Origin of the sequence: Thermoleptolyngbya oregonensis NK1-22 (assembly GCF_032705245.1) — a bacterium.
Classification (GTDB): domain Bacteria; phylum Cyanobacteriota; class Cyanobacteriia; order Elainellales; family Elainellaceae; genus Thermoleptolyngbya; species Thermoleptolyngbya sichuanensis.
The window spans coordinates 3,932,212-3,956,407 of record NZ_CP053540.1 but is presented as its reverse complement, the minus strand read 5'-3'; the positions used below and the strand labels follow the sequence as shown (position 1 = coordinate 3,956,407).

Genomic DNA, 24,196 nt, shown 5'->3' with positions numbered 1-24,196 from the left:
TATCCAGAAGGTATCCAGTCATCACAAGCGCCAGTCATCAAAGGCGTTCAGGTTCCGACGCTTAGCGTTCAAGCATTCAGCATTCAAGCATCACGTTCGAGCATCACGTTCAAGCCTTCAACCCTGTACCTGCCGCCCGGAGTGTCGCCCATGATGCCAGGTCTAAATTCGCCGGATAGCGGGCATTCCAAGCGATCGCCCATGAGTTCCCAGAAGGCTGGCCCACGGACTCGACCGCTCGATTTTGGCGATCGCTACACCTGTCCTGTCTGTCGGCATGGCGAAATCACTGGGCTAGCGCTGATGGATGCCTTCGCCTGCAACTTTTGTCGGCATATTTTTACGGCAAATCTGGCAGATCAGTCGGTGCAGGTGGCAGACAGCGTACAGCCCATGACCTGGCGCTGGACGGGCTGGAACTGGCAATCTGCTTATCAAACGGACCCTAACCTCACGGCCTTTATCTGGCTGGTGGCGGTGGTGCTGGTGGTGCTGCCCACAGGCATCGTCTGGCTGTCGTCTTATACCTTTCCGCCGCTGCCCGGTAGCCCCTGGGCATGGTTTCCGGTGGTCTGGGTCAGCATTACGTTTACCGCCCACCTGCTGATGGTGGCCTGGCTGCTAGCAGAGCATTACCAGTTTCCGCCCTATGTCTCTAGCAAGGTGCGGATGCGGCATTTTCTCAATCGGTTTTAGAGGGTGTTTGAAAAGGTATCGCCTGTAATGTTAACCACTCAGAGATCCCCCCTAGCCCCCCTTAAAAAGGGGGGAAACCGCCTTAAAGTCCCCCTTTTTAAGGGGGATTTAGGGGGATCTTGCACGCTTTGCTACAAACAGTAGGACTTTTCAAACATCCTCTTAGGTTGGTTCTAGAGAAAGCTGAAGGGCAGCAGGTTAATGGGTGCCTGAGATCCTGGACTGGGCTGGCTGGCGGGGAATCAGGGCGATCGCCCTCCGCCAAGCTGCCGAAGAAAGTTCAGCCAAAGTTTAGCTACCGTGGGGCGTGGAGTCACCCGGTCGGGGGAATTTGGGGTATTTGAAGATTTGAGAAGCTAGAAGCAGTGACCCGCTGGGCAGCATAGGGTTATGATCGAAGAAAAGTTCTGTATCTATAGCTACAGATCGTCCTGCGGATACAGGTATAGAACTTTCCGCTTTGGTAATTTCATTTAACATCGCTACCGCTGGAGAGATCCTTATGGCCCGCCAAAACCTCAAAGACACTAAGCAACCGCTGTCTCCAAAAGTGCCTGCAACCCCTCCGGCTGAAGAGTTTAACTTTGACGAGTGGGCGGGTGCTGTCAAGCAGCAGATGATTGCCTCCCTAAAGCGACGGGGTTCTGCTTGATTCATCGAGCCATTCGCTGGAATCAACTCGTTGGCATCAATTCGTTGGAATCATTGGAATCAATTTTTGGGTGAGCAAGACCGATAGATTTCCTGAGTCTAGACTTTCTGAATCTAGATTTTCTGAATCTGTAAGTCCGAATTAACCAGCTTGAATACACCGTCTCAATCGGGTTCTGGGTAGGGTCGTAGATGCGACGCTCTCGGAACCCGATTTTGGTCTGAAAGGGCGTGGATTGGGTTACGACAGGGACGGGATACCCGCTTGGCGGATGTCGCTTGATCCATTCTCCTCAGCAGCGCGACGAATGAAACTGCCGGAAACCCTTTAGGCACTTGATTCGCAATCCAAACTCACCAATCCAGAATCACCAATCCAAAATCCAAAATCCGATCCTACCCGATCGGGGGATAGGCCTGCCCAGTCTTGTAGCATATTGTAGTTTAAGTAGTATTGAAACACCCATGAATTTTACAGGCTAAAAGAGCGCGGTGAACCCTTGAGTTGCACTGCGCGGTTTTCTCACGACTTCACGCCATTTCCACAGAATTTCTAAAAACCGGAGGTGCAACCGATGTTTCTTGACTCTCAACCTTTACCCATTTCGGCGGCGATGCCCGATGTCGCTGCGCCGCCCCCAGACAAGGCTCTACCAGAGCGATCGCCCGCTGCCCCTGTTCAACCTGACGCAGCACCCGATTCGCTAGAGCATCAGCAACACATTCAAACCAGAGAGCTAGTTAACCGGCCCAGAGCCATTCACTATCAGCAGCGAAGACTGTTCTAGAGCCTGCATTTTAGCGTGATGCCTGACGTACCAGATGCGTGCGTTGATCAGGCTCTCAGGCATCCCTAATGCCCACCTTTTGGCTGAACTAGAACGGGCGCAGTTGGACGATTTCTTGTGGGCGCAGTCCACGAGAAATCGTCCAAAATCCAGAAAACTGATCGCAAGTGCGTCAGTCCTGTGAAAAAAGCCTGCTGGATGGATGGCGTTTTGTCTACCATCACCCGGAGTTTTTGACATGATGACTTTGACGGATCGCTCGGTCAGCAGCCAGGCCGACTATCAGCGCTTAGCGGATTTCCTTAATCTTTGCGAAGCCGCCACCTATCGCGAGTATTTCTTTACCGCCGAGGAGCTGGCCCACGATGCCACCCATCCCAGCTTTGATCCAGTGGGCGATCGCCGCCTGTGGGAAGACGCAACGGGTCAGTTGGTGGGTGTGGCTTCGCTTTGGGGCGCGAAGGAACCCATTGACGGCTTTCTAGAGCGTCATTTGTCGCTGCGGGTGCATCCCGACTGGCACAGCCGACTGGAACCCGAAATGCTGCGCTGGGGCGAAAGCCGCCTGCTGCAAATCGGCCAGGCCCGCTATCTGCCCTCCAAGCTCTATGTTCACAGCCGCGATACGGAGGGCGATCGCCTTTCTTGGGTTGAACGCAGCGGCTTTGAATACGAGCGTCGCTTTCTCACCGAAGCGCGATCGCTCCTCGACCCCATTCCCCCCGCGCAACTGCCCGCCGGGTTTCAGATCATCGACAATACCCGCCGCGTGCCTGCCCAAGACTGGGTGGATCTATACAACCAGACCTTTATCGACCACTGGGGGTTTCACCCGCTGACGGTGGAGCAGCATGAACATCGGCTGGGCGAGGCGGACTATCGACCCGATCTGGATCTGATCGCCGTGTCGCCTGATGGCACGCTGGCTGGCTTTTGCAGGTGCTACATCAGCATCCCCACCAACGCCCACTTTGGCCGTTGCGAAGGCTGGATTAGCTCGCTGGGAACTCGTCGTGGCTTTCGGCGAAGGGGCCTGGGGCGATCGCTCTTGCTTGCTGGTCTGCATCGGCTCAAAGCCGAAGGCATGGACACAGCACTGCTGGGCGTAGACACCCAAAACCCCAACGCTGCCTACGACCTCTACCACTCAGTCGGGTTTGCGCCCCAGTTTGCATGGTTAAGCTACGCGAAGGTGATGGGGTGACGGAGTGAGGAGGCGAGAAACGGAGAAAGAAAAAACGAAAAATGAAAAACGAAGAACGAAAACCGGAACCTCTTCGTTCTTCGTTCTTCGCTCTTCGTTCTTCCCTCTTCCCTCTTCCCTCTTCCCTCTTCCCTCTTCTCTCTTCCCTCTTCCTCCCTCCACCGCTGCCAAACAGTGCTACCATCACACTGCTCCGAACTTTATCGCTCCGAATGCTGTCTTTATCTGAGCTAAACGCAATGTCCCAGGAGGCGTTTGTAGCCGCACTGGGGGCAATTTTTGAAAATACTCCGGCGATCGCCGCCAAAGCGTGGCATCAGCGCCCCTTTGACACCGTAGACGACCTGCATCGGGCAATGGTCGAAGTCGTGCAGGCAGACAGCACCGAGGCGCAACTGGCGCTGTTGCGGGCGCATCCCGATCTGGGCAGCCGCGCCGCCATGGCCGAAGCCTCGGTACAGGAGCAGGCAAGCGCAGGGCTAGACCGCCTCTCGCCGGAGGAATACAGCCGCTTTCACCGGCTCAATCGAGCCTACACTGAGCAGTTTGGCTTTCCGTTTATCATTGCCGTGCGATCGCACACCAAAGCCAGCATTCTCGCTGCCTTTGAGGAACGGCTGCAAAACTCCCGCGCAGCCGAACTGCAAACTGCCCTCCAGGAAGTGTTCAAAATCGCCCGCTTTCGCCTCGATGCGACGGTTGGTGCAGAAGCGTGAACTGGGTTTTGGCGTTTCGGCAACGCTGATCAGTTCCAGTTGCGCTGTCTCGCGGTCGCAAAGCGGTTAGGCTGAAGATAAGCGTTTAGGAAACTTGCGATGTCTGATTCTGGGAAGACTGAGACCGCTACAAAGACCCCTCCAGAGCCGCTGCACCCAGGCGAGCCGCTGATTAATGAACCGATGCGCTCTCCTGCAACCCGCGACCTAGCTCAGTTTAGCGATCTGGAACTGGCGCAGGCGCTTTTGCAGCGAATGGCGATCGCCCCCAATGACTGGCATCGCCTCAAGGCAAACCGTAAGGCCCGCGCCCTGGAGCAGGCTTCTACCGCGCTGGTATATCTGCTGAAGGATCAGCCGGAAGAAGCGCTGGCGAGGTTGCAGCAGGCGGCGGGCTGGCTAGATCGGTCGATCTCGGCTCCGCCTTGTCCGACGCATGGGCGGTAGAGGAGGGCGGGGGAGATCTAGGGACGCGGAGCATTCCAGAATTGGGGTGCAGGGGATTGTCGGTAGCTGTAGTCTGTCGCTGTGATCTGCTGCTGTACCGTGTCGCTGTAGTCTATTGACGTGTTCAGTTGTGGAATTCGTTGAGTAGACTAGAGGCGATTCCCTTAGGGATCGCTTCGCGAATCGCCATTTCTAGATTCCATAACCTGGACTCTAAGCATCTAGAAAGCTCGGCATTCTTCTCCCAGTCTTAACCGCAAATTCCCCCCTCATCCCTGATCCCCGCAATCTATGTCTCAAGGGAAAAACGATATTGCTGCTCTTCTCGTCGCCCTGATGGTCACCGTTGGGCTAATCGGCGGCGGACTCTGGTTCTTTGGCAGGCAGTTTTTGAACGGCAATGGCAGCGGCGACTCGCCCATAGCCACCAGCCCCGATGCACCCGATCCCGCCTCACCGAACCCCGCTTCTCCGCCGCCTGCTGCGGGCGGTGCAACGAATCTCGATACTTCCGTCCCAGATCCGGCAGTGCTAACGATTGACGGCAGCGTGACAATGGTGTCGCTGATGAAACGGCTCCAGCTTGCCTATGCCCAGACCAATCCGGGCTTGCCGACGACCTACGGCGTACCCGACGGCCGCCCCAACGGAACGAATGCGGGAATTCAGAATCTCGCCAATGGCACCGTTGTCCTGGCGGCCAGCTCTCGCCCGTTGAACGCGGCGGAAGCCCAGTCAGGGCTGGTGGGGGTGCCGATCGCCCGTGATGCGCTGGCGGTGGTGGTGGGCAGAGACAACCCCTACACCGGCGGGCTGACTTTGGATCAGCTAAAGCGGATTTATCAGGGGCAGATTACCAACTGGTCGGAAGTGGGCGGCCCCAATGCGCCGATTAAAGTAATCAACCGCGCCAACGACAGCGGCACCCAGAGCTTCTTTAAGGACGTGGTGCTGCTGGGCGGCGACTTTGCGCCAGAGGGGCCCAATTTCACCACGCTGCCTCGCGACGAAACCACGCCAATGCTGCGGGCGCTGGGCAATAACGGCATTGGCTATAGCACTGTGCAGCAGGTGGTGAATCAGCAAACGGTGCGAATTGTGCCGATTGACGGCGTGCAGCCGACAGACATCGCCGCCGTGAAAAACGGCACCTATCCCATCAGTCGGATTGTCTTTCTGGTCGCTCGGCGGCAAACCAGCCCCGCAGTGAAGCAGTTTATCGACATGGCGCTGTCGTCTTCGGGGCAGCAAATCGTGCAGCAGAGCGGCTTTATCCCATTGCAATAATCTCCAACTACGAGATGAACATGAGATTTTGGCGCGGCGCAAGCTGGAGAACCCTGCCCCTCCGCTGGGGGCTATTGGCTCTGTTGGGATTGGGGGTGGCGCTGGGGCTGTATGCCTGTCAGCCCAGGTCGCCCCAGGCCACGCAGTCCCCGACGACGCAAGTTCCCAGTGCGCTGCGGGTTTCGCCGCCTGCACGCTCGACCGTGCCATCCGACCCGCCGGATCTGCCTGTAGAAACTCAGGCGGTGCTGGACGGGCTGCCGGATTTGCCCAACCCGCCGAGGGGCGACGTGCGGTTGGTGGTGATCAGCGATTTGAACGAGGCCTACGGCTCGACGCATTACTCCAAGGAAGTGGATCGGGCGATCGCCCTCGTTCCCTTCTGGCAGCCCGATTTGGTGCTGTGCGGCGGCGACATGATCGCCGGGCAAAAGGCGACCCTGCCCGACGAAGCCTTTCCTGCCATGTGGCAAGCGTTTGATCAACATGTGGCGGCTCCGCTGCGGCGGTTTGGCGTTCCCTTCGGCTTCACCCTGGGCAACCATGATGCGTCGAACGCGCAGGGTGCGGGCGGGTTTCGGTTTCAGCGGGAGCGCGATGCAGCAGCGAAGTATTGGAAAAACCCGGCCCACAGTCCGGGCTTAAAATTTGGCGATCGCGCTGACTATCCCTTCTCCTACAGCTTTACCACTAGTAGCGAGAAGGGCGACGTGTTTTTCCTGGTGTGGGACGGCTCTGGCAGCAAAATTCTGCCCGAAACCCTGCAATGGGCCGAGCAGGCACTCTCCAGCGAAGCGGCTCAGTCTGCCCAGTTAAGAATTGTATTGGGACATCTGCCGCTGTATGGCATCGCTCAGGGACGCGACAAACCCGGCGAAGTGCTGGATAACGCCGACCAACTGCGATCGCTCCTAGAGAAATACAACGTCCACACCTACATCAGCGGCCACCACCACGCCTACTATCCTGCCCACCGAGGCAAGCTGCAACTGCTCTACTCCGGTTTGTTGGGGTCAGGCGGCCGCGTATACATCGACCACAACCTGCCGCCCCGCAAAACCCTGACGGTTGTGGACATCAACTTTAACAACGCCGAAAAGACGACCTACACCACCTACGACATGGAGGCCTTTCAGGTCTTAAAACCGGAAAGCCTGCCTCGCTTTTTGGTGGGTCATAATGGGCTATTGCTGCGGCGCGACGTGAAATGGCAGGAGCTAACGGCCGCCGAAAAAGCGCTCTGCATCAATCGACTGGGCGAGCAAGCCTGTGCAGCGTAGCAATCCCGCGTGGGGCAAGGACTTTGCGCTAGGTAACGAAGTCTGCCGCCAATTTCTGAATTGCGCTACACTAGCAGCATGATGAAGGCGTTACGTCCTGCATCATCTTCAGGACGCAACGTTGTCAGAAGTGGGTTCCGCACCCGCTTTTTTTATGTTCGTTTTGAGTTCCTCAAGAATTCAAACACCAAGGGCCAAGGTTCAAAGCCCAAAACCCAAAACCCAAAACCCCAAATCCCAATTCCCAAATTCCAATTCCCTCACTCCTTCCTATGGCACACCCACTCATCCCCGACATTCTCGCCCTGGCCTCGCCAGTCGCAGAACCGCTAGGGCTGGAAGTGGTCGGAGCCGTGTTTCACACCAACCAAAACCCGCCCGTACTGCGGATCGATATCCGCAACCTGGAGCAAGACACGGGGCTGGAGGACTGCGAACGCATGAGCCATGCGCTGGAGGTGGTGCTGGATGAGGCGAATCTGATTCCCGATGCCTACGTACTGGAGGTGTCGAGTCCGGGCATCTCGCGATCGCTCACCACCGACCGGGAGTTTATCTCCTTCAAAGGTTTTGCGGTGATTGTGTCTACCAGTGCCCCCTACGAGGGACGTACTACCTGGAACGGTCAACTGATCAAGCGAGACGACGACGCAATTCACCTGAGCCAAAAGGGACGGGCGATCGCCATTCCCCGCGATCTGGTCAGCAAGGTGCAGCTAGATGAGAAGCGGGGATAACGTCTGTTCTGTATGCGTCTACCATTTGTGCGGTGGATTCTTTTGGTCCTTGACTCACAGAAACACTCAGCCGCCTGTCTCCTCATCAAATACTCAAACTTCCCAAAATACTCAAACTTCCAAAACTTAATACCCACGGAGAACTGAATCATGTCCATGGTTACCCTGCCCGGTTTACAAGAAATGATTGACGGCATCAGCCGCGAGCGCAACCTGCCGAAACACGCAGTGCAGGCGGCGCTGCGGGAGGCGCTGCTGAAGGGCTATGAGCGCTATCGCCGGACGCACCGACCCGATACGTCGATTTTTGACGAAGAATATTTCAACAACTTTGAGGTGGAGCTAGACATCGAAGACGAAGGGTTTCGAGTGCTGGCCACCAAAGCGATCGTGGAAACCGTGGACAATCCTGACCACCAGATTGCTTTGGAAGAAGTGCAGGAAGTGGCTCCAGAAGCGCAACTGGGCGACACGGTGGTGCTGGACGTAACGCCGGATCAGAACGAGTTTGGGCGGATGGCGGCGATCCAGACCAAGCAAGTCTTGGCACAAAAGCTGCGCGATCAGCAGCGCAAGCTGGTGCAGGAAGAATTCCAAGACCTGGAAGGAACCGTGCTGCCCCAGGCGCGGGTGCTGCGGTTTGAGCGGCAGTCGGTGATTATGGCAGTGAGCAGCGGGTTTGGACAGCCGGAGGTGGAGGCGGAACTGCTGAAGCGCGACCAGCTTCCCAACGACAACTATCGCGCCAATGCTGTGTTTAAGGTGCTGCTGAAGCGCGTGTCGGAAGGGTCCCATCGCGGGCCGCAGCTATTGGTATCGCGGGCCGACGCAGGGCTGGTGGTAGACCTGTTTGCCAACGAAGTGCCGGAAATCGAGGACGAGATCGTGCGAATCGTGGCGGTGGCGCGGGAAGCCAATCCGCCCTCGCGTTCCGTCGGCCCGCGCACCAAAATTGCTGTGGATACCCTAGAGCGCGACGTAGACCCGGTGGGAGCCTGCATTGGCGCACGCGGCTCTCGGATTCAGGCGGTGGTGAACGAGCTGCGCGGTGAGAAGATTGACGTGATTCGCTGGTCGCCCGACCCTGCAACGTACATTGCCAATGCGCTGAGTCCGGCGCGGGTGGATGAGGTGCGCTTGGTTGATCCCGAAAGCCGTCAGGCCCATGTGCTAGTGCCGGAAGATCAGCTTAGTCTGGCAATCGGCAAGGAAGGGCAGAACGTGCGACTGGCGGCGCGGCTGACGGGCTGGAAGATCGACATCAAGGACACGGCGAAGTATGACTATGAAGCCGAAAACCAGAAGATTGCTGAACTGGCAGAACAGCGCCGTTTGGCGGAGGAAGCCGCCGCGGCCAAACGGGCAGAAGAGGAAGCGCTAGAGGAAGAGTATGACGAAGAAGATGATGACGAAGCGCTAGAGGTCGAAGAGGCCGTGGAGACGGAAGCGGCGATCGCCCCCGCAGCAGACCCAGAAACCGATGCCCCCGCAGAGGAGGACGCAGTAGACGATCTGGCTGACGACGAACCCGCTGCTCTGGCCGAAGACGAGCTAGAAGACGATGCGGTGGCAGAAGATGAAGCTGACCTTGCAGCAGAACTGGACGAAGAAGACTTAGACGACGACTTGGATGAAGAGGACTTGGATGAAGAGGACTTGGATAAAGAGGACTTGGACGAAGAGGACTTGGATGAAGATGACGACAAGGCCTGATCGGGTCTAACGCCTGTCTCTGAGAGATTGCTTTGATTCCGCTTCTATTCCGCATCTAAATCTTCTTCAGAGCGATGTCTAGCATTTGCAGGAGCAAGCCCACAGCGGGTCTGCTCCTGCTGTGCTTTTTGCCGAAGCCACCCAGGAATACCGAGTTCCGCCATAGCGTACAGCCGCTCAAACTCTCGCTGAAAGTGGGCTGCGACGGTGGCGTTGTCGATCACCAGCAGGTTTTCGTCGTTGTTGTGGTTGGCGGCGGCGCTCCAGTTTTGGGAGCCAGTGATGACGCGCTGCTGGTCGATAACGGCGAACTTGTGGTGCAGCAGGTCGCCCTCCGGCAGGGTGGGAATGCCCACAGTGGCGATCGCCCTCTCCCAAGTTTTATTCCCCTTCTCAATCCGACACTGGGAATCAGGCAGCGCCACGCCCATCATGTCTAGCGCCTCGCTGTAATAGCGGAAGGCAAAGCCGGGGTCGATCAGCGCCCGCACCTGAACGCCTTTTTGATGCTGTGCTTCCAGCGTGCTGCCCAGGTTTTGGTCAGAAAACACAAACAGCGCCAGATCCACCTGTCGCCGCGAAGCTGACAGGGCCCGCCCAATTAGCCCGTTGACGCTGATCTGCCAGGGCTGGGTGGGCGAGGTGGGCGAAAACTGTACTGTCACCCGCGAGGTCGGCGCAAGCAACGCTGAACGGGGCGATCGCGCGGGTTTCTGTAGCCCAAAGCGACTATTGGGGCGGCCGCCGGGCCCATCGCCCCACATCAGGTTAAATTCGTCGGTGAAAATCTGCGCCAGCGCGATGTTCTGAATCCGCAGTAAATGGTTGGGATTGCCCCGGCTGTCCGGTGCGCCAAAGTCGCCGTGAATGTCCGAGGTCGTGAAGTTTGCCGACCCGACGATCACGTCCTGACCATCCACCACGACAAACTTGTGGTGCATCAGCCCACTGCCCTTGGAACCATCCGCCGTGTCGTCTATCAGCGGCACGCCGGCCGTTTCCAGCATCACTAGGGCATCGCGCCGCGCTGCCTCCTGGGGCGAAACGCGACCGTCGCCGTTTTCGTCCATCAGCCGCAGCGCCTCTTGATATCGAGTGCGATCGCGCTCCGTCATCCGCCCCGTCTCTGCCCCCGACACCTGGCTCAGCGGCCGCCGATAGTTGTTTTCCACAATCACCCGTACCCGCACCCCTGCCCGATGCTGTTTCACCAGGGCTTCGGCAATGCGCGGCAGCCGCAATTCCTGCACCGCCACATCGAGCGATCGCCGCGCCGAGAGAATGCCGTCCACAATCACCTGCTCCAGATCGTTCCCCAGTCGCTCCACGCCCCGATAGGGGTCTTGATAACGCGCCGCCTGCGACTGGTTGAAATAGGCCTGAATCAGCGGATCTTGCGGCAACGGCTCCAGCAGCGGGGCCTGCGCCACGCCTCGCCGCCACAGGCTCAGCCCTGCCACCAGCAACAGCCCCGCCGGAAGCAGCAGCAGCCAGCGCTTGCGTCTTTTGGATCGTGTCATCGAAATGCCCCTGAACGGTGTCAGGGATTAGGGATGCAGAACTCCTATCAATTCTCCGAAGTGGGGCTGCGAAAGTGGCGCTGCGAATGGAATTGCTGGAAGCCCTGCCGACGCTTGACCAGCCCTCCAAAATCGCAATCGCCAGTCAAAATTGCAGACCCAAAATCGCGACTCTAAAATCGCAACTCTAAAATCGCAACTCTAAAATCGAGAATCAATACGCTCCATACCCCAACCCCCTGAACCCTAAGTTTCCCGACAGCCAGCAGCCGCTAACGCCTACCAATGCACCGTCTTGCGTTCGCGGACGACGCGGCGATAGATGGCTTCAGTTTGGGCGGCCAGGTCTTCCCAGCGAAAGCGCTGCACCAAGTCGATGTAGGCGTTTTCCACCAGCACTTTGGATTCTTCGGGATGGCGCAACACTTCCAAAATGCCCCAGGCAAGGGAATCAGGGTTGTTGGTCTGGGTGACGATGCCCGTTTTGCGGTGCTGCACCACTTCCGGCAAACCGCCCGTGTCGGACACCACGACGGGCACGCGGGCGGCGAAGCTTTCCAGCACCACAATGCCGAAGGGTTCGTAGAGGCTGGGAAATACGGCACAATCGGCGATCGCCTGAAACTGGTTCAGGTCGGCATCGGACATAAACCCAGTGAAATAGCACTTGTGCCAGATGCCCAAATCCCACGCCTGCCGCTTCAGATGGTCGGTATAGCCCGTGCCAATGAGGATAATCTTGGCATTGCCGCCCATCTCCCAAATCACCTTGGGTGCAGCGCTGAGCAGATTGTGAACCCCCTTTTCGTGGGTCATGCGCCCGACGTAGTAAACAATTCGCTCGTCATCGGTGGCATAGCGGCGGCGAAAGGTCTGCCAGTCAAACTCATCACGGGCGGGCTTTTTCTCTGGGCGAATGCCGTTGAACACGACATCGGTTTTGTCCCAGGGGCAATGCAGCACACGCTCCACTTCCCGCTGCATATATTGCGTACAGACAATCAGCCGCCAGGCCTCGTGGGCCAGCAGCTTTTCCTTGCCTGCGATGTAGTGGTGGGTGGGGTTGTGCAGCCCGTTGTGGCGACCGGCTTCGGTGGCATGGATGGTGGCAATCAGGGGAATGCGGAAGGCGTGTTTGAGGGCGATCGCCGCATCGCCCACCAGCCAGTCGTGGGCGTGGATCAGGTCGAAGGGGCCATCTTCTGAGAGCAGTTTCCCGCCGTGGCGGCCCATGCTCTCGTTCATGTTCACCACCCAATGAAAAAAGTCGTGTCCACCCGTCACCGGGACGCGATGCACCCGCACCCCTTCCACTACCTCATAGTGGGGCGCTTGCCCAAACTCCACCGTCAGCAGGTGAACCTCATGCCCCAGCTTCACAATTTCGGGAAACAGTTCCGAGACATGGCGAGCGATTCCTCCCACGATGCGCGGCGGAAACTCCCATGCCAGAACCAGGATCTTCATTGCCCCATCCATTCACATCGCCTAAGTTCCACCAATTTTACACAGCTTAACCCCGCTCAATAGTTCAAACGTTAAGTCCATTTACAAATGCTCGACTCTATTCAAATCCCACTGCCCCAAAGTTGCGAAATGTAACGATACACTCAAGATAAAGGGCTGGCAGCATTCCCCCAAATCTTGCCCCCAAATCTTGCCCCCAAATCTTGCCCCCGAATCTTGCCTCCAGCCCACACCTGCAACCGGCACTCTGAAACGACCTGAACCCATGACTGATGCAATGCAAACCCTCACCCTCGGCCCCAGCGGCCCCACGGTTCCTGCCCTCGGTATTGGCACCTGGGCCTGGGGCGACAAGCTCTATTGGGGATATGGCGGCGACTACGACGAAGCCGCATTGCGCGATGCCTTTAAAGCTGCGGTCGAGGCTGGTGTGAACTTCTTCGATACAGCGGAAATTTACGGGTTTGGCGAATCCGAGCGGCTGATTGGGCGCTTTGCAAAGGAACTCCAGCAGCCCGTGGTTTTGGCGACAAAATACTTTCCTCTGCCCTGGCGGATTTGGGGAAGTGCAGTGGCTGATGCTCTAACTGCCAGCCTCAAGCGGCTCCAAGTGCCCACGGTGGACTTGTATCAGGTTCACTGGCCTTTCGACTTTTTGATGGGGCAGCCAACGCTGATGAATGCCCTGGCCGATGAGGTGCAGCAGGGTCGCATCAAGTCTGTCGGCGTGAGCAACTACTCCGCTGAGCAGATGCAGCGGGCGTATGATCTGCTGGCGCAGCGCGGCGTGCCCCTAGCGGTGAACCAGGTGCAATATTCCCTGCTAGCGCGGCAGATCGAGCGCAATGGTGTGATGGATGCGGCACGGCGACTGGGCGTGACGATTCTGGCCTACAGTCCGCTGGCGCAGGGGTTGCTGACGGGTAAATACACACCCGAAACCAACACGCCACCCCAGGGGGCCCGCAGGCTCGACCCGCGTTTTAGCCGGGAGGGTCTGGAAAAACTCGCGCCAAAGGTGGGCTTGCTCAAAGAAATTGGGCAGAAATATGACCGCACTCCGGCGCAGGTGGCGCTCAACTGGCTAATTGCTCAGGGCAATGTGGTGCCGATTCCGGGTGCAAAGAACGCTAGCCAAGCAGCCCAAAATGCCGGAGCGCTGGGCTGGATGCTGAGCGATGAAGAACAAGGGGCGATCGCCCAGGCTTGGCAGTAACGGAGCGGTGGTAGGGAGGAAAGAGAGAAGAGAGAAGAATGAAGAGAGAAGAACGAAGAACGAAGAGATACCGTTTTTCTCTCTTCGTTCTTCGTTCTTCATTTTTTCTTTCTCCGCTTCTCGCCTCACCACCCCAACACCCCGTCACTCAAGACTCTTGGGGCTGCTTGTAGCCAAAAAAGTCGATGGAATAGCCTGTGATCTTCACGCCCGTTTGCTGCTCAATTTGTTCGATCAGCTCAGCGGGCAGGTCAACATGAACATCCAAGATTTGGTTGGTATCCAGGCAGTTGACGTGGCTATGGGGATCGCTGATGTTGCCGTAGAGCCGTCCGTCGGAGCGCTCGACGCATTCGATAATACCCTGCTCAGACAGCGCCTCCAGGTTTTGATAAACAGAAGTGTGGCCAATGTCTTTGCCCTGCTGGTTGAGGCGATCATAAATCTCGCGGGCCGAGAGGTGTTCCTGCTGCTGCCAGAGCAACTCCAAAATGAAGCGGCGCTGCTTGCTGAGGCGCATTCCCAAAAGCTGACAGCGATTGAGAGCGTCTTCTAGCGAGCGAATGGGTTTGCGGTCAGCAGTTTCAGGATTCATAGTCTCGACGTGGCAGCTTTAACCAGCGGGTTATCAAGATGGCGTTAGATGGCGTTAGATGGCGTTAACGGATGATGAATGGATGATTTAATCCGGCTTTTTTGATCCGGCTTTATTTAATTCTAGTCCAGAGGTTCGAGTCGCTGTTGATACATCTCATACTGGGGGGCTGATCAGGGATCTGAGCGGAGAACTGGCTGATAAATTTACTGGTAAATCTACTGGTAAATCTACTGGGGGGCGTACCCCATGAGGGCAGCCACCCTGCGATTCTCATTAACCTGGGCTGACTTGCTGAGCAAGGAACGTCTGGGTAGTGAGGCTTTCAGCAGGCTCTAACCTCTTATGCAAACTCACTACAACTTTAACTTAAAACCGTCAAGACTGTCCACAGGGGCAGAATTTTGAGGAAAAAGGGCGATCGCCGCGACTATCCCAAGTCAGAGTTTCCTCCACGCTGCTTCTGCCAGGATTGCAGGACAGGGGCCGCCAAAATCTGATTTGGGACTGGCGATTTTGGATGTTGGTCGGGCTAAGCTGGGGCTTGCCGAATCTGTGATTTCCGAGCATCTGTACTTGCGATCGCCCGTACTGCTACACTGGGATTAGGGCTGGGCGTGGGTTCATGATTCCGCTGCAATTAAAACTCAAAAATTTCCTCAGCTATCGGCAGGCGGCGCTCGACTTTCGAGGGCTGCATGTAGCGTGCGTGTGTGGGCAAAATGGAGCGGGCAAGTCCTCACTGCTGGAGGCGATCGCCTGGGCAATTTGGGGCGAAAGCCGCGCAACTCACGAAGACGACGTAATTCACCAGGGCGAAACCGAAGCCCAGGTGGAGTTTACCTTTAGCTGTCGCCAGCAGACCTATCGCGTGCTGCGGACGCGGGTGCGCGGGCAGACCAGCAGCCTAGAGCTTCAAATCGAAACGCCGACGGGGTTCCGACCGCTGACGGAACGGGGAATGCGGGCAACGCAGCAGTTGATTTTGCAACACCTGCGGCTAGATTATGAAACCTTTGTCAACTCGGCCTATTTGCGACAGGGGCGAGCAGACGAGTTCATGCTCAAACGACCAGGCGAGCGCAAGCAGATTCTTGCCGACTTGCTGAAGCTAGATCAGTATGACGAGGCGGCGGAAACGGCCCGAGAGCGATCGCGCCTGGCCAAAGCAGAGCTAGACGTGCTGGAGCGATCGCTAGAAACCCTGGCACAGCAGCTAGAGGCGGGCGCGTCTCTATCGGCAGAGTGCGAAGCGCTGAGGGCGACCATCGACACCTGGCAGCGAGATCAAACCAGCGACACCGACGCACTACACCAACTGCAAGCCGTGCAGCAGCAGCGCCGCACTTGGACTCAGCAGTTGCATCTGCATCAGCAGCAAGAGCAGCGGTTGCGGCAAGACGGCCAGCGGCTCCAGCAGGACTTGGCAGCGGCACAGCAGCAGTTGCGATCGCTCGAAGCGACCCTCTCCAAGGCAGACGAAATCACCGCAGGGTATACCGAGTTTCACAGCCTGCAAACCGAGGAAGAGATCCAGTCCGCCAAGTTTCATGCTCACCAAGCGGCGATCGCCCAGCGCGACCAGCTCCAGCAGCAGCTCAACACCCAGCTTGCCGCATTGCAAGATCAGCACTTGCGCCTCCAGGCTCAGCGCGACACCCTCCAGCAGCAGATCCAGGAGTTGCAGCACACTCTGGCAAAAGCGCCTGACCTCGACACTGCTCTAGAAAACTTGCGAATGGCGCGAGAGCGGCTGGTGCAGCTAGACCAGCTTCAGTCCCAGGCTGCCCCCCTGATGCAGCGCCAGCAGCAGATTCGTGCCACATTGGATCGCGCCCAGGCACGGCTCCAGGCCCGCTTGGAAGAATATCAAACGACCCGTCAACAGCTTCTTCAGCAGCAGGCTCAGCAGGCTCAGGCTTGTCAGGCGTTAACCGCGATCATGGAACGGAGCGCGTATTTGGAAAATCGCCGTCGCTATCAGCAGGAATTGCGCGAGAAAGGCATGGAGCGGCGTACCTTTATGGAACGGCTCCAGGAACGTCAGCGCGAACTAGAGGCGCAGGTGGCGGGGCTGGACAATAAAATGGCGTTGCTCCAGCAGCAGATGCCTGGTGCGATCGCCCAGCCTGCCTCTTCTCTAGAGCCGCAGCGGACTTCTTCGGAACGGGCCTCTGAACGATCTCCAGAACTCTCTTCAGAACTCTCTTCTGTCCCCCTGGAGGCGGAGCGTTCTGATTCGGCGGGAATCCGAAAACGTCGCGGAAAACCAAAGCGAACGACGCTCAAGGTGCTGCCGGATGCAGCGTTAATGGTTCATAGCCACGAGCAGCCCGGTTCCCAGAGCAGTTTTCCCCCGTGTCCCCTGTGCGATCGCCCGCTGGATGAGCATCACTGGGCGGTGGTGATGGAGCGGCATCATGCCGAAAAGCAGGAGCTTTATGACCAGCTTTGGGTGATTCGAGAACAGCTTGCCGTTTCGGAGCGCGAAATTCAGGTGTTGCGCCAGGAATATCGCGATCTAGAAAAGGAACTGGCGGACTATAGCGATGTTTTGCAACTGCAAGGTCAGCTCCAGCAGCAGGTGCAGGACAGGGCGGCCGTCGAGGCGCGGCTGCAACAGTTGGCGCAGGAGGAGGCGGATCTGGGGCGATCGCTGCAAACGGGCGACTATGCTCCCGACCTGCACGAAGAGTTGCGCCTGCTGGATGAAACCCTGGCGCAGCTTCAATACGATGATCGCGACCATGCCTTGGCGCGGGGCGAGGTCGATCGCTGGCGCTGGGCAGAGATCAAACACGCGGAGCTAAAGCAGGCGCAAAAGCGGCTCCAGCAGCTACTCGCTCAGCAGCCAGAGTTGGAGGCGCAACTGGCAACCGTAGAACAGCAGCGGGCGGAATTGCTGAACCAGTCGGTGTTGCAGCGGCAGATTCGCGACTTGGAGCAGCAAATCGAGGCGATCGCCTATAACCTGAAGCGCCACACCACGCTGCGAAATGCGCTGCGGCTGGCGCAGGTGTGGCAGTTGCGCCATCAGGAGCTTCAGCAGGCACAGCAGCAATATCCCCAGGTGCAGCAGCAGGTCAAGGATCTGGCGGCGCGGCTGACAGAGCGATCGCACTTGTTAGACACGCTCTCCGCAGACATCCGGGCGCTGGTGCAGCAAATCGAGGCCACGCCCGACCCCGCAAGGGCGATCGCCACCCTAGAACAGCAGATACAGCAGCGGCGCACCCAGCTTGATGCGGGGCTGGCCAATTTGGGACGGCTGGAACAGCAGATTCAGCAACTTGCAGCCCTAGAGCAGCAGCAGGCAGATTTGCTGATTCAGCAGCGCAACCTCCAGCGCCAGCGCCAGGTCTATCACGAGCTAGCCCAAGCCTTTGGAAAAAACGGCATTCAGGCGCTGATGATCGAAAATGTGCTGCCGCAGCTAGAGGCAGAGGCAAACCAGATTCTAGGACGGCTGAGCAATCATCAACTGCATATTCGGTTTGTGACGCAGCGGGCCCGCCGGAAGGGGAAATCCACCAGTCCCCAAGGCCTGATCGACACGCTGGATATCCTGATTGCCGATGCCAACGGCACGCGCCCCTACGAAACCTATTCCGGCGGCGAAGCCTTCCGGGTGAATTTCTCGATCCGGCTGGCGCTGGCGCGGCTGTTGTCGCAGCGGTCGGGCACGGCGATGCAAATGCTGATTGTGGATGAAGGCTTTGGCACGCAGGACGACGCAGGCTGCGATCGCCTGATTGCCGCGATTCAGGCGATCGCCCCCGATTTTGCCTGCATCCTCACCGTCACCCACATGCCCCGGTTCAAGGAAGCCTTCCAGACCCACATCAAGGTAACGAAGACAGACCAGGGATCGGCTCTGAGTCTGGCGTTTTAGGTGGAAGTGTTTTAAGTGCGTTTTAGGTGCAACTTTTGGTGCAGCGTTTTAGGTGCAACTTAGATGCAGCTTAAGTGCAACTTAGGTGCAGCTTAGGTGCAACAATCCAGCCAGATGCGCCCAAAGTTCTAACTTTTGGGCTTGTGGGTACTCGCAATCGACAGTTCCTTAAGCTGCTTGTTGTCTACTGGGGAAGGCGCATTGGTCATCAGGCAGCGGGCCTGCTGGGTTTTGGGGAAGGCGATCGCATCACGGATCGACTCTTCGCCCGACAGCAGCATGGCCCAGCGGTCAATCCCGTAGGCGATGCCCCCGTGCGGCGGCGTGCCGTATTCAAAGGCTTCTAGCAAAAAGCCAAACTTTTCGCGGGCTTCGTCGGGCCCAATGCCGATTAGCTCAAACACCTGCTGCTGCAAGTCCGGCTGATAAATCCGCAGGCTGCCCCCTGCCACCTCGAAGCCGTTGTAAACCAGGTCATAGGCCTGGGCGCGGGCGGTTTTCAGGTCGCTCAGGTCGTCGGGATGGGGCGCAGTGAAGGGGTGGTGCAGCGGATCAAGACGCTTTTCCTCGGCGTTCCACTCAAACATCGGAAAATCCACGACCCACAGCAGATTAATCTTGTCCGGGTCAATCAGCCCCAGTTCTCTGCCAATGACCTGCCGCAGGCGGTCGAGCGTTTTGTTCACGGTATCGGTGTCGCCCGCGCCAAACAGCAGCAGGTGTCCAGGTTTCGCGTTTGTCCGCTGGAGAATTTCCGTTTTTTTCTCGTCGGTGAGGTTGTCTTTGATCGCGCCGATCGTTGTAATTTCGCCATCTTCGCCAACGCGGATGAAGGCCAAGCCCTTCGCGCCCATCGTCGTCGCTTCGTTAAACAGATCCCCACCGGGCTTGATGCGGACGTTGGAAATCGCATCATTGCCGCCGGGAATCGGCAAGATTTTCACAATGCCGCCCTTGCTCACCGCATCGGCAAAGACTTTGAAGCCCATATCCTGCACCACGTCCGACACGTCCACTAGCTCTAGCCCAAAGCGGGTGTCGGGCTTGTCGCTGCCGTAGCGGCCCATTGCTTCGGCGTAGGTGAGGCGCGGGAAGGGGCGCGGCAGGTCAATGCCCTTCAGGGTTTTGAACACCTGGCAGACCATTTCTTCGTTCAGCGACAGAATTTCGTCCTGGGTCATGAAGCTCATCTCCATGTCCAGTTGGGTGAATTCGGGCTGGCGGTCGGCGCGGAGGTCTTCGTCGCGAAAGCAGCGGGCAATTTGATAGTAGCGATCGCACCCTGCCACCATCAGAATTTGCTTGAACAACTGCGGCGACTGGGGCAGCGCGAAAAACTCGCCCGGATTGACGCGGCTGGGCACCAGGTAGTCCCGCGCTCCCTCCGGAGTGGAGCGGGTCAGCACGGGTGTTTCCACTTCCATAAAGTGGGCTTCGTCTTCCAAAAAGCGGCGGAAGGTTTTGATGAGCGCATGGCGCAGTTGCAGGTTGCGGCTCATCCGCTCGCGCCGCAGATCCAGATAGCGATACTTCAGCCGCAGGTCTTCGCGCACGGGTTCTTGCTCCGCAGTGGACACCTGGAAGGGCAACTGCTTTCGCACCGCGCTGAGAATTTCAATCTGGTCGGCATAGATTTCGACTTCGCCCGTGGCCAGCTTGGGGTTGAGCGATTCCGGCGGGCGCTGGGTGACGCGGCCCGTGATCTTTACCACATACTCGTTTCGCAGGCTGTCGGCTAGTTTGTAGGATTCGGGCGTGCGTTCTGGATCGCTGACAATCTGGGCAATGCCCGTGCGATCGCGCAAATCGACAAAAATCACGCCGCCATGATCTCGTCTGCGATCCACCCAGCCACAAAGGGTAACAGTGTCTCCAACGTGAGTTGCTCGCAGGTGACCGCAGTAATGAGTACGCATGGAAGTCAGGATTTAGAGGAATAGATGAATCAGGATTGCAGCGTTGTCGGGCAGTCCGGGAAAGATCGTGCGGAATGCCCCGACTAAAACCTATTCATTATCCTGCATTCGGGCCGCTATTGACGATGGTTTTGAAATGCCCTCATGCCCAGTCTTTCGCGGGAGGGGTAAGGGCAGTACGGGTTCTAACCCTCGCCTAAGTTGAAACTTGTCGCTTTATATTCTTCAGGGTCTAGGTGATTTTTCCACCCAGAGATGGTCAGCCAGTGCCGCGGGATTGGCATTGATTTGTTTCTGAAATTGCTCAACTCGTTGAAGGGTTAATGGGGATAAACAAGCAGGCACAGTAGAGCGATCGCCCAACCAATGCACAACAGCGGTGAGGCAGTGCCTTCCAGCGCGAACTTATGCCAGCGCGAACTTATGCCGCGCGAACCTATGCCAGAGCAAGCAAGTGTTCAGCAAGCGTCTGGGGGGCAGACAGGTAAGGATTGTGGCTAGTGTCCATCGAGATCACCTTTTTGCAGGGAAGCGCTGTATAAAGCCGCTTCTGGGCGGCTGGGCCAATTGTATAGTCTTGCAGACATTCGATATAAATACGGGGCACCTGCCCAAACCGTTCGGGCGTGGTGGATATCGGTGTGGTCATGGGAGCCGCTGCCTGCGGAATTAGCAGCGCCTGAACCAGCGCCATATCTTCGTCGGAGCAATCGCCATAGCCGACCTGTTTCAGCGCCTCTGGACGAAACGACACCGCAAGCTGATCTTCTGAAAAGACAGCATTTGCCAGAAGCAGCGTTTCGGTATCTTCTTGGCTAATGCCCAGCATCGTCTGCCCGTTCTCTGGCAAGTAGCCCGCCAGATATACCAGCGTGCGAATCCGGTCGGGACAATATTCTGCTGCCTGAGTGATAATCCCGCCGCCCATGCTGTGCCCTACCAGCACCACGGGTTCTGGCTGTTCGTTCAGGATCTGGCAAACCCGCTCCACGTAGGCGGCTAGCGTCACGTCAGCAAGGGGCGTTTTATCTTTGCCATGTCCCGGCAGATCGGGTGCAATTACCGTGTGGCTGTGCTGCTCCAGCAACGGCTTTACTTTATACCACACCCACGCGCCAGATCCGGCCCCGTGAACTAATACAAATACACTCATAAAGGCTTCTCCTAAAGCATATCAATGTACCTTGAAGCGTATCTTGAAGCGTATGAGACCCAGCAAAGTCTTGCCAGAATCACAGCGCCAGGAATTTTTACTTTTGTGAACTGTAGGACTTACGCAGTTGGATGATTTCTCGCGGGCTGCACCCGCGAGAAATCATCCAAGCCCCAGAAAACTCATCGCAAGTGGGTAAGTCCTGAACTAGTTATTTTGAACTGGTTATTTTGAACTTGCCATAAGTGTAAGACAAGCCACTATTTGGAAACTGTTCTCTCAAGGTTGAGCTTCCCTATATTGGGTCTACATCGCGAAGCTGCGGTATTGCGAAGCTGCACCACAAATTAGCCGCGATCGCCCCTGGGGTGACGGTGTAAAGTAATCTAGTTTGCACAAGGACAACCGCCGAACGATACTTATGAGCAACGCTGCATCCCCCTCCTCCACCAGCACGCCCGATGCATCCTCCAGTCCCTCGGCCCCAGACCGCGACTGGTCGCCCCTGCTGCAACAACTGCTCGACGGGCGATCGCTCGATGCAGACCAGGCCGCAGACCTGATGCAGGGCTGGCTATCGGAGTCGATTGCGCCCGCGCTGTCCGGGGCAATCCTAGCGGCAATCCAGGCGAAGGGCGTGTCGGCGGGCGAACTGGCAGGCATGGCGCGGGTGCTTCAGGCGCAGTCCCTCGGCAAGACAGTGGATGCAGATTTGCCCACGCCGCTAATTGACACCTGCGGCACCGGGGGCGATGGTGCGTCTACGTTTAATATCTCAACCTGCGTGGCCTTTGTGGCGGCGGCGGCAGGGGTGGCCGTGGCCAAGCATGGCAACCGGGCTGCTTCTAGTCGGGTGGGTTCTGCGGACGTGCTGGAAGGGCTGGGCGTGAACCTGGGCGCATCGCCAGAGCGAATTCGGGCGGCCTTGCGGGAAGTCGGCATTACGTTTCTCTTTGCCCCCGGCTGGCATCCGGCGATGAAGGCCGTCGCGCCCATCCGCAAGACGCTGAAGGTACGAACTGTGTTCAACCTGCTGGGGCCGCTGGTAAATCCGCTCCAGCCGACGGGGCAGGTGATGGGTGTGTTCAGCCCGCAGTTGGTGGAAACGGCGGCACAGGCGTTGCAGCAGCTTGGACGGGAAGAGGCGATCGTGCTGCACGGGCGCGAAAAGCTGGACGAGGCGGGGCTGGCAGACTGGACGGATATGGCAGTGCTGTCGGGGGGAACCGTGCGATCGCACGCCATCAATCCCGAAGCGCTGGGCCTGTCGCCTGCCCCCACCAGCGCCCTGCGCGGCGGTGAAGTGGCGGAGAATCTAGAAATTTTGCGGAACGTGCTTCAGGGCAAAGGCACTGCGGCACAGCAGGATGTGGTGGCGCTAAACGCAGCCTTGGCGCTGAAGGTAGGCAATGCGATCGCGGGCGCAACCGACGACCTGGATCAAACGCTGCGGCTAGGCATTGCTCAAGCAAAGGATATCCTGAGCAGTGGGGCCGCTTGGGCCAAGGTTGAGGAACTTGTCACTTTTCTGCATGGATAGCAGTGCTTGATCATGCTAGAGAAAAGGCAGAAGCCGGAGATTAACCTGGCTTCTCAGGTTGGTTTGGCATCCTAACTCAGTGCCGCTTCTCTAAGAGGACGCATCAGAAAAACTGAAGATCGAGAGTGAAGATTACGTAAAGTTCGCAGGTCACGCAAAAGCCAGAAAGATGATGTTGACCAAAGTCCCTTACTATCTCCCCTCCAAAACACGCATATGGCGGCAACTAAAGAAGTTCGGCTCATGGTTTATACCTTGCTCTGTACCCTGATCTTGTTGGGCGGAGTCGGTTGGTGGCTGGATCGGTTAGGGTTTTACCCCATCCAGTCGCTTGTTAAAGATCGCACCATTGACAATTTACCCGGCGAATCTGCGGGTGCCGGATCTCGACCATCAGCACCTTTGGAAGCTATACCAGCAATCTCCCAGCCGCAAAAAACGTTTGCTGCTATTGAAAATGTGCCGGGTGGTCTGTTCAGCTACGGAGGAAGCACCGTCTGGGCACCTGTTCGGCGAGACATTGACCAGGCAATTCAAACCGTCTTTCCCGATTTTGAGCTGCGATATGTCAATCCTTCAAGCGAAGCACCCAGTTCTACAACGGGTGTGCGAATGCTGCTGGAAGGAATTCTGGACTTTGCTCAGACTTCTCGAGCGCTGACGCAGGAGGAATTGCAAGAGGCAGAGAAACGCGGGCTAAAACTTCAGGAAGTCGTGGTGGCGCTGGATGGAGAAGTGGCGATCGCCCATCCCAGCCTCAACATACCGGGGCTAACGGTCGATCAGTTCAATGACATTTTTGCTGGACGGATCAAAAACTGGCAGGATGTGGGAGGCCCGGACTTGCCAATCCAGGTCTATGGCAAAAAGGACAGAGATTCTGGAGATTGGTTCACGATGGTAGATACGACGACGGAAGCGATTCAAAAAATCGCAAATGATCCCGCCGGTATTTTTTGGTCTTCAGCGGCGTTGGTTATTCCTCAGTGTGGTGTCAAGCCGCTGCCAGTGGGTACGAGCGCTGACACACTGGTTGCGCCCTACCAGGAGCCTGCGGTGCCCACAGCAGCCTGTGGAGAACAGCGCAATCAGGTCAACATTGCGGCCTTGCGTAGTGGGCAGTATCCACTGACTCGGCGGATGCGCGTAGTGATTAACCAGAATGGGCAGCTTCAGCAGCAGGCAGGAGAGGCTTATGCAGCGCTGATGCTAACTGACCAGGGGCAGTCTTTACTGGAACAGTCCGGGTTTGTTCGCATCCGCTAAGCGATCGCTTCTTTACAGATTCTTAATTATTTTGTTGCGATTTGATGGCGATCGCCCGTTTCCCCGCAATAATACGGAGAGATCTAGCAGAATATTAAAGATATAGCCCCTG

Annotated in this window: 19 protein-coding genes; 14 read left to right on the top strand and 5 right to left on the bottom strand. The window is 57.3% G+C overall.

Features of this window, described 5'->3' with window-relative positions; genetic code table 11:
* Positions 1 to 150 precede the first annotated feature (150 nt).
* From HNI00_RS16615 to nusA, 10 genes are all read left to right on the top strand, one after another.
* Positions 151 to 696 (top strand): hypothetical protein, encoded by a 546-nt coding sequence (locus tag HNI00_RS16615; RefSeq protein ID WP_316787664.1) that lies wholly within the window; start codon positions 151 to 153, stop codon positions 694 to 696.
* Positions 697 to 1,198: 502 nt separating this feature from the next.
* Positions 1,199 to 1,348: a hypothetical protein gene (locus HNI00_RS16610; protein ID WP_172357706.1), complete on the top strand. Its 150-nt coding sequence runs from the start codon at positions 1,199 to 1,201 to the stop codon at positions 1,346 to 1,348.
* Positions 1,349 to 1,929: 581 nt separating this feature from the next.
* A complete protein-coding gene (locus tag HNI00_RS16605; RefSeq protein WP_316787663.1) occupies positions 1,930 to 2,055 on the top strand; it encodes a hypothetical protein in 126 nt (41 codons plus the stop codon).
* A 318-nt stretch (positions 2,056 to 2,373) separates the two neighbouring features.
* The gene (locus HNI00_RS16600) at positions 2,374 to 3,339 is read left to right on the top strand and encodes a GNAT family N-acetyltransferase (protein ID WP_316787662.1); all 966 of its coding nucleotides are present in this window, start codon (positions 2,374 to 2,376) and stop codon (positions 3,337 to 3,339) included.
* Between the two features lie 239 nt (positions 3,340 to 3,578).
* Positions 3,579 to 4,055: a 2-oxo-4-hydroxy-4-carboxy-5-ureidoimidazoline decarboxylase gene (gene uraD, locus HNI00_RS16595; RefSeq protein ID WP_316787661.1), complete on the top strand. Its 477-nt coding sequence runs from the start codon at positions 3,579 to 3,581 to the stop codon at positions 4,053 to 4,055.
* 183 nt (positions 4,056 to 4,238) lie between these two features.
* Positions 4,239 to 4,502, top strand: a complete 264-nt coding sequence (locus HNI00_RS16590) for a DUF6439 family protein (RefSeq protein ID WP_420156378.1) — start codon at positions 4,239 to 4,241, stop codon at positions 4,500 to 4,502.
* Between the two features lie 291 nt (positions 4,503 to 4,793).
* Positions 4,794 to 5,789, top strand: a complete 996-nt coding sequence (locus HNI00_RS16585) for a phosphate ABC transporter substrate-binding protein (RefSeq protein ID WP_316787659.1) — start codon at positions 4,794 to 4,796, stop codon at positions 5,787 to 5,789.
* 14 nt (positions 5,790 to 5,803) lie between these two features.
* Positions 5,804 to 7,069 (top strand): metallophosphoesterase family protein, encoded by a 1,266-nt coding sequence (locus tag HNI00_RS16580; protein WP_316787658.1) that lies wholly within the window; start codon positions 5,804 to 5,806, stop codon positions 7,067 to 7,069.
* A 272-nt stretch (positions 7,070 to 7,341) separates the two neighbouring features.
* Positions 7,342 to 7,806 carry a ribosome maturation factor RimP gene (rimP, locus tag HNI00_RS16575; RefSeq protein WP_297077966.1) on the top strand — a complete coding sequence of 155 codons (465 nt, stop codon included), beginning with the start codon at positions 7,342 to 7,344 and terminating at the stop codon, positions 7,804 to 7,806.
* Positions 7,807 to 7,956: 150 nt separating this feature from the next.
* The gene (nusA, locus tag HNI00_RS16570) at positions 7,957 to 9,519 is read left to right on the top strand and encodes a transcription termination factor NusA (protein ID WP_316787657.1); all 1,563 of its coding nucleotides are present in this window, start codon (positions 7,957 to 7,959) and stop codon (positions 9,517 to 9,519) included.
* Positions 9,520 to 9,563: 44 nt separating this feature from the next.
* Here the strand turns inward: nusA and HNI00_RS16565 are convergent, their stop codons facing one another.
* Both HNI00_RS16565 and HNI00_RS16560 read right to left on the bottom strand, forming a co-directional pair.
* Positions 9,564 to 11,039: a phospholipase D-like domain-containing protein gene (locus tag HNI00_RS16565; protein WP_316787656.1), complete on the bottom strand. Its 1,476-nt coding sequence runs from the start codon at positions 11,037 to 11,039 to the stop codon at positions 9,564 to 9,566.
* Between the two features lie 279 nt (positions 11,040 to 11,318).
* Positions 11,319 to 12,506 carry a glycosyltransferase family 4 protein gene (locus tag HNI00_RS16560; RefSeq protein ID WP_205370737.1) on the bottom strand — a complete coding sequence of 396 codons (1,188 nt, stop codon included), beginning with the start codon at positions 12,504 to 12,506 and terminating at the stop codon, positions 11,319 to 11,321.
* 277 nt (positions 12,507 to 12,783) lie between these two features.
* Between HNI00_RS16560 and HNI00_RS16555 the strand changes: the two genes are divergently transcribed.
* A complete protein-coding gene (locus tag HNI00_RS16555; RefSeq protein WP_420156377.1) occupies positions 12,784 to 13,722 on the top strand; it encodes an aldo/keto reductase in 939 nt (312 codons plus the stop codon).
* A 148-nt stretch (positions 13,723 to 13,870) separates the two neighbouring features.
* Here HNI00_RS16555 and HNI00_RS16550 read toward each other — a convergent pair whose 3' ends face one another.
* The gene (locus tag HNI00_RS16550) at positions 13,871 to 14,317 is read right to left on the bottom strand and encodes a Fur family transcriptional regulator (RefSeq protein WP_297077956.1); all 447 of its coding nucleotides are present in this window, start codon (positions 14,315 to 14,317) and stop codon (positions 13,871 to 13,873) included.
* Between the two features lie 625 nt (positions 14,318 to 14,942).
* On the opposite strand from HNI00_RS16550, the gene HNI00_RS16545 reads away from it, so the two are divergent.
* The gene (locus HNI00_RS16545) at positions 14,943 to 18,209 is read left to right on the top strand and encodes an AAA family ATPase (protein ID WP_316787654.1); all 3,267 of its coding nucleotides are present in this window, start codon (positions 14,943 to 14,945) and stop codon (positions 18,207 to 18,209) included.
* Between the two features lie 128 nt (positions 18,210 to 18,337).
* Here HNI00_RS16545 and aspS read toward each other — a convergent pair whose 3' ends face one another.
* Complete coding sequence (aspS, locus tag HNI00_RS16540) at positions 18,338 to 20,125, bottom strand: aspartate--tRNA ligase (RefSeq protein ID WP_316787653.1); 1,788 nt, start codon at positions 20,123 to 20,125, stop codon at positions 18,338 to 18,340.
* Positions 20,126 to 20,561: 436 nt separating this feature from the next.
* The gene (locus HNI00_RS16535) at positions 20,562 to 21,278 is read right to left on the bottom strand and encodes an alpha/beta fold hydrolase (RefSeq protein ID WP_316787652.1); all 717 of its coding nucleotides are present in this window, start codon (positions 21,276 to 21,278) and stop codon (positions 20,562 to 20,564) included.
* Between the two features lie 421 nt (positions 21,279 to 21,699).
* Between HNI00_RS16535 and trpD the strand changes: the two genes are divergently transcribed.
* Positions 21,700 to 22,818: an anthranilate phosphoribosyltransferase gene (gene trpD, locus HNI00_RS16530; RefSeq protein WP_316787651.1), complete on the top strand. Its 1,119-nt coding sequence runs from the start codon at positions 21,700 to 21,702 to the stop codon at positions 22,816 to 22,818.
* 402 nt (positions 22,819 to 23,220) lie between these two features.
* Complete coding sequence (locus tag HNI00_RS16525; protein WP_316787650.1) at positions 23,221 to 24,084, top strand: substrate-binding domain-containing protein; 864 nt, start codon at positions 23,221 to 23,223, stop codon at positions 24,082 to 24,084.
* Positions 24,085 to 24,196: the final 112 nt, after the last annotated feature.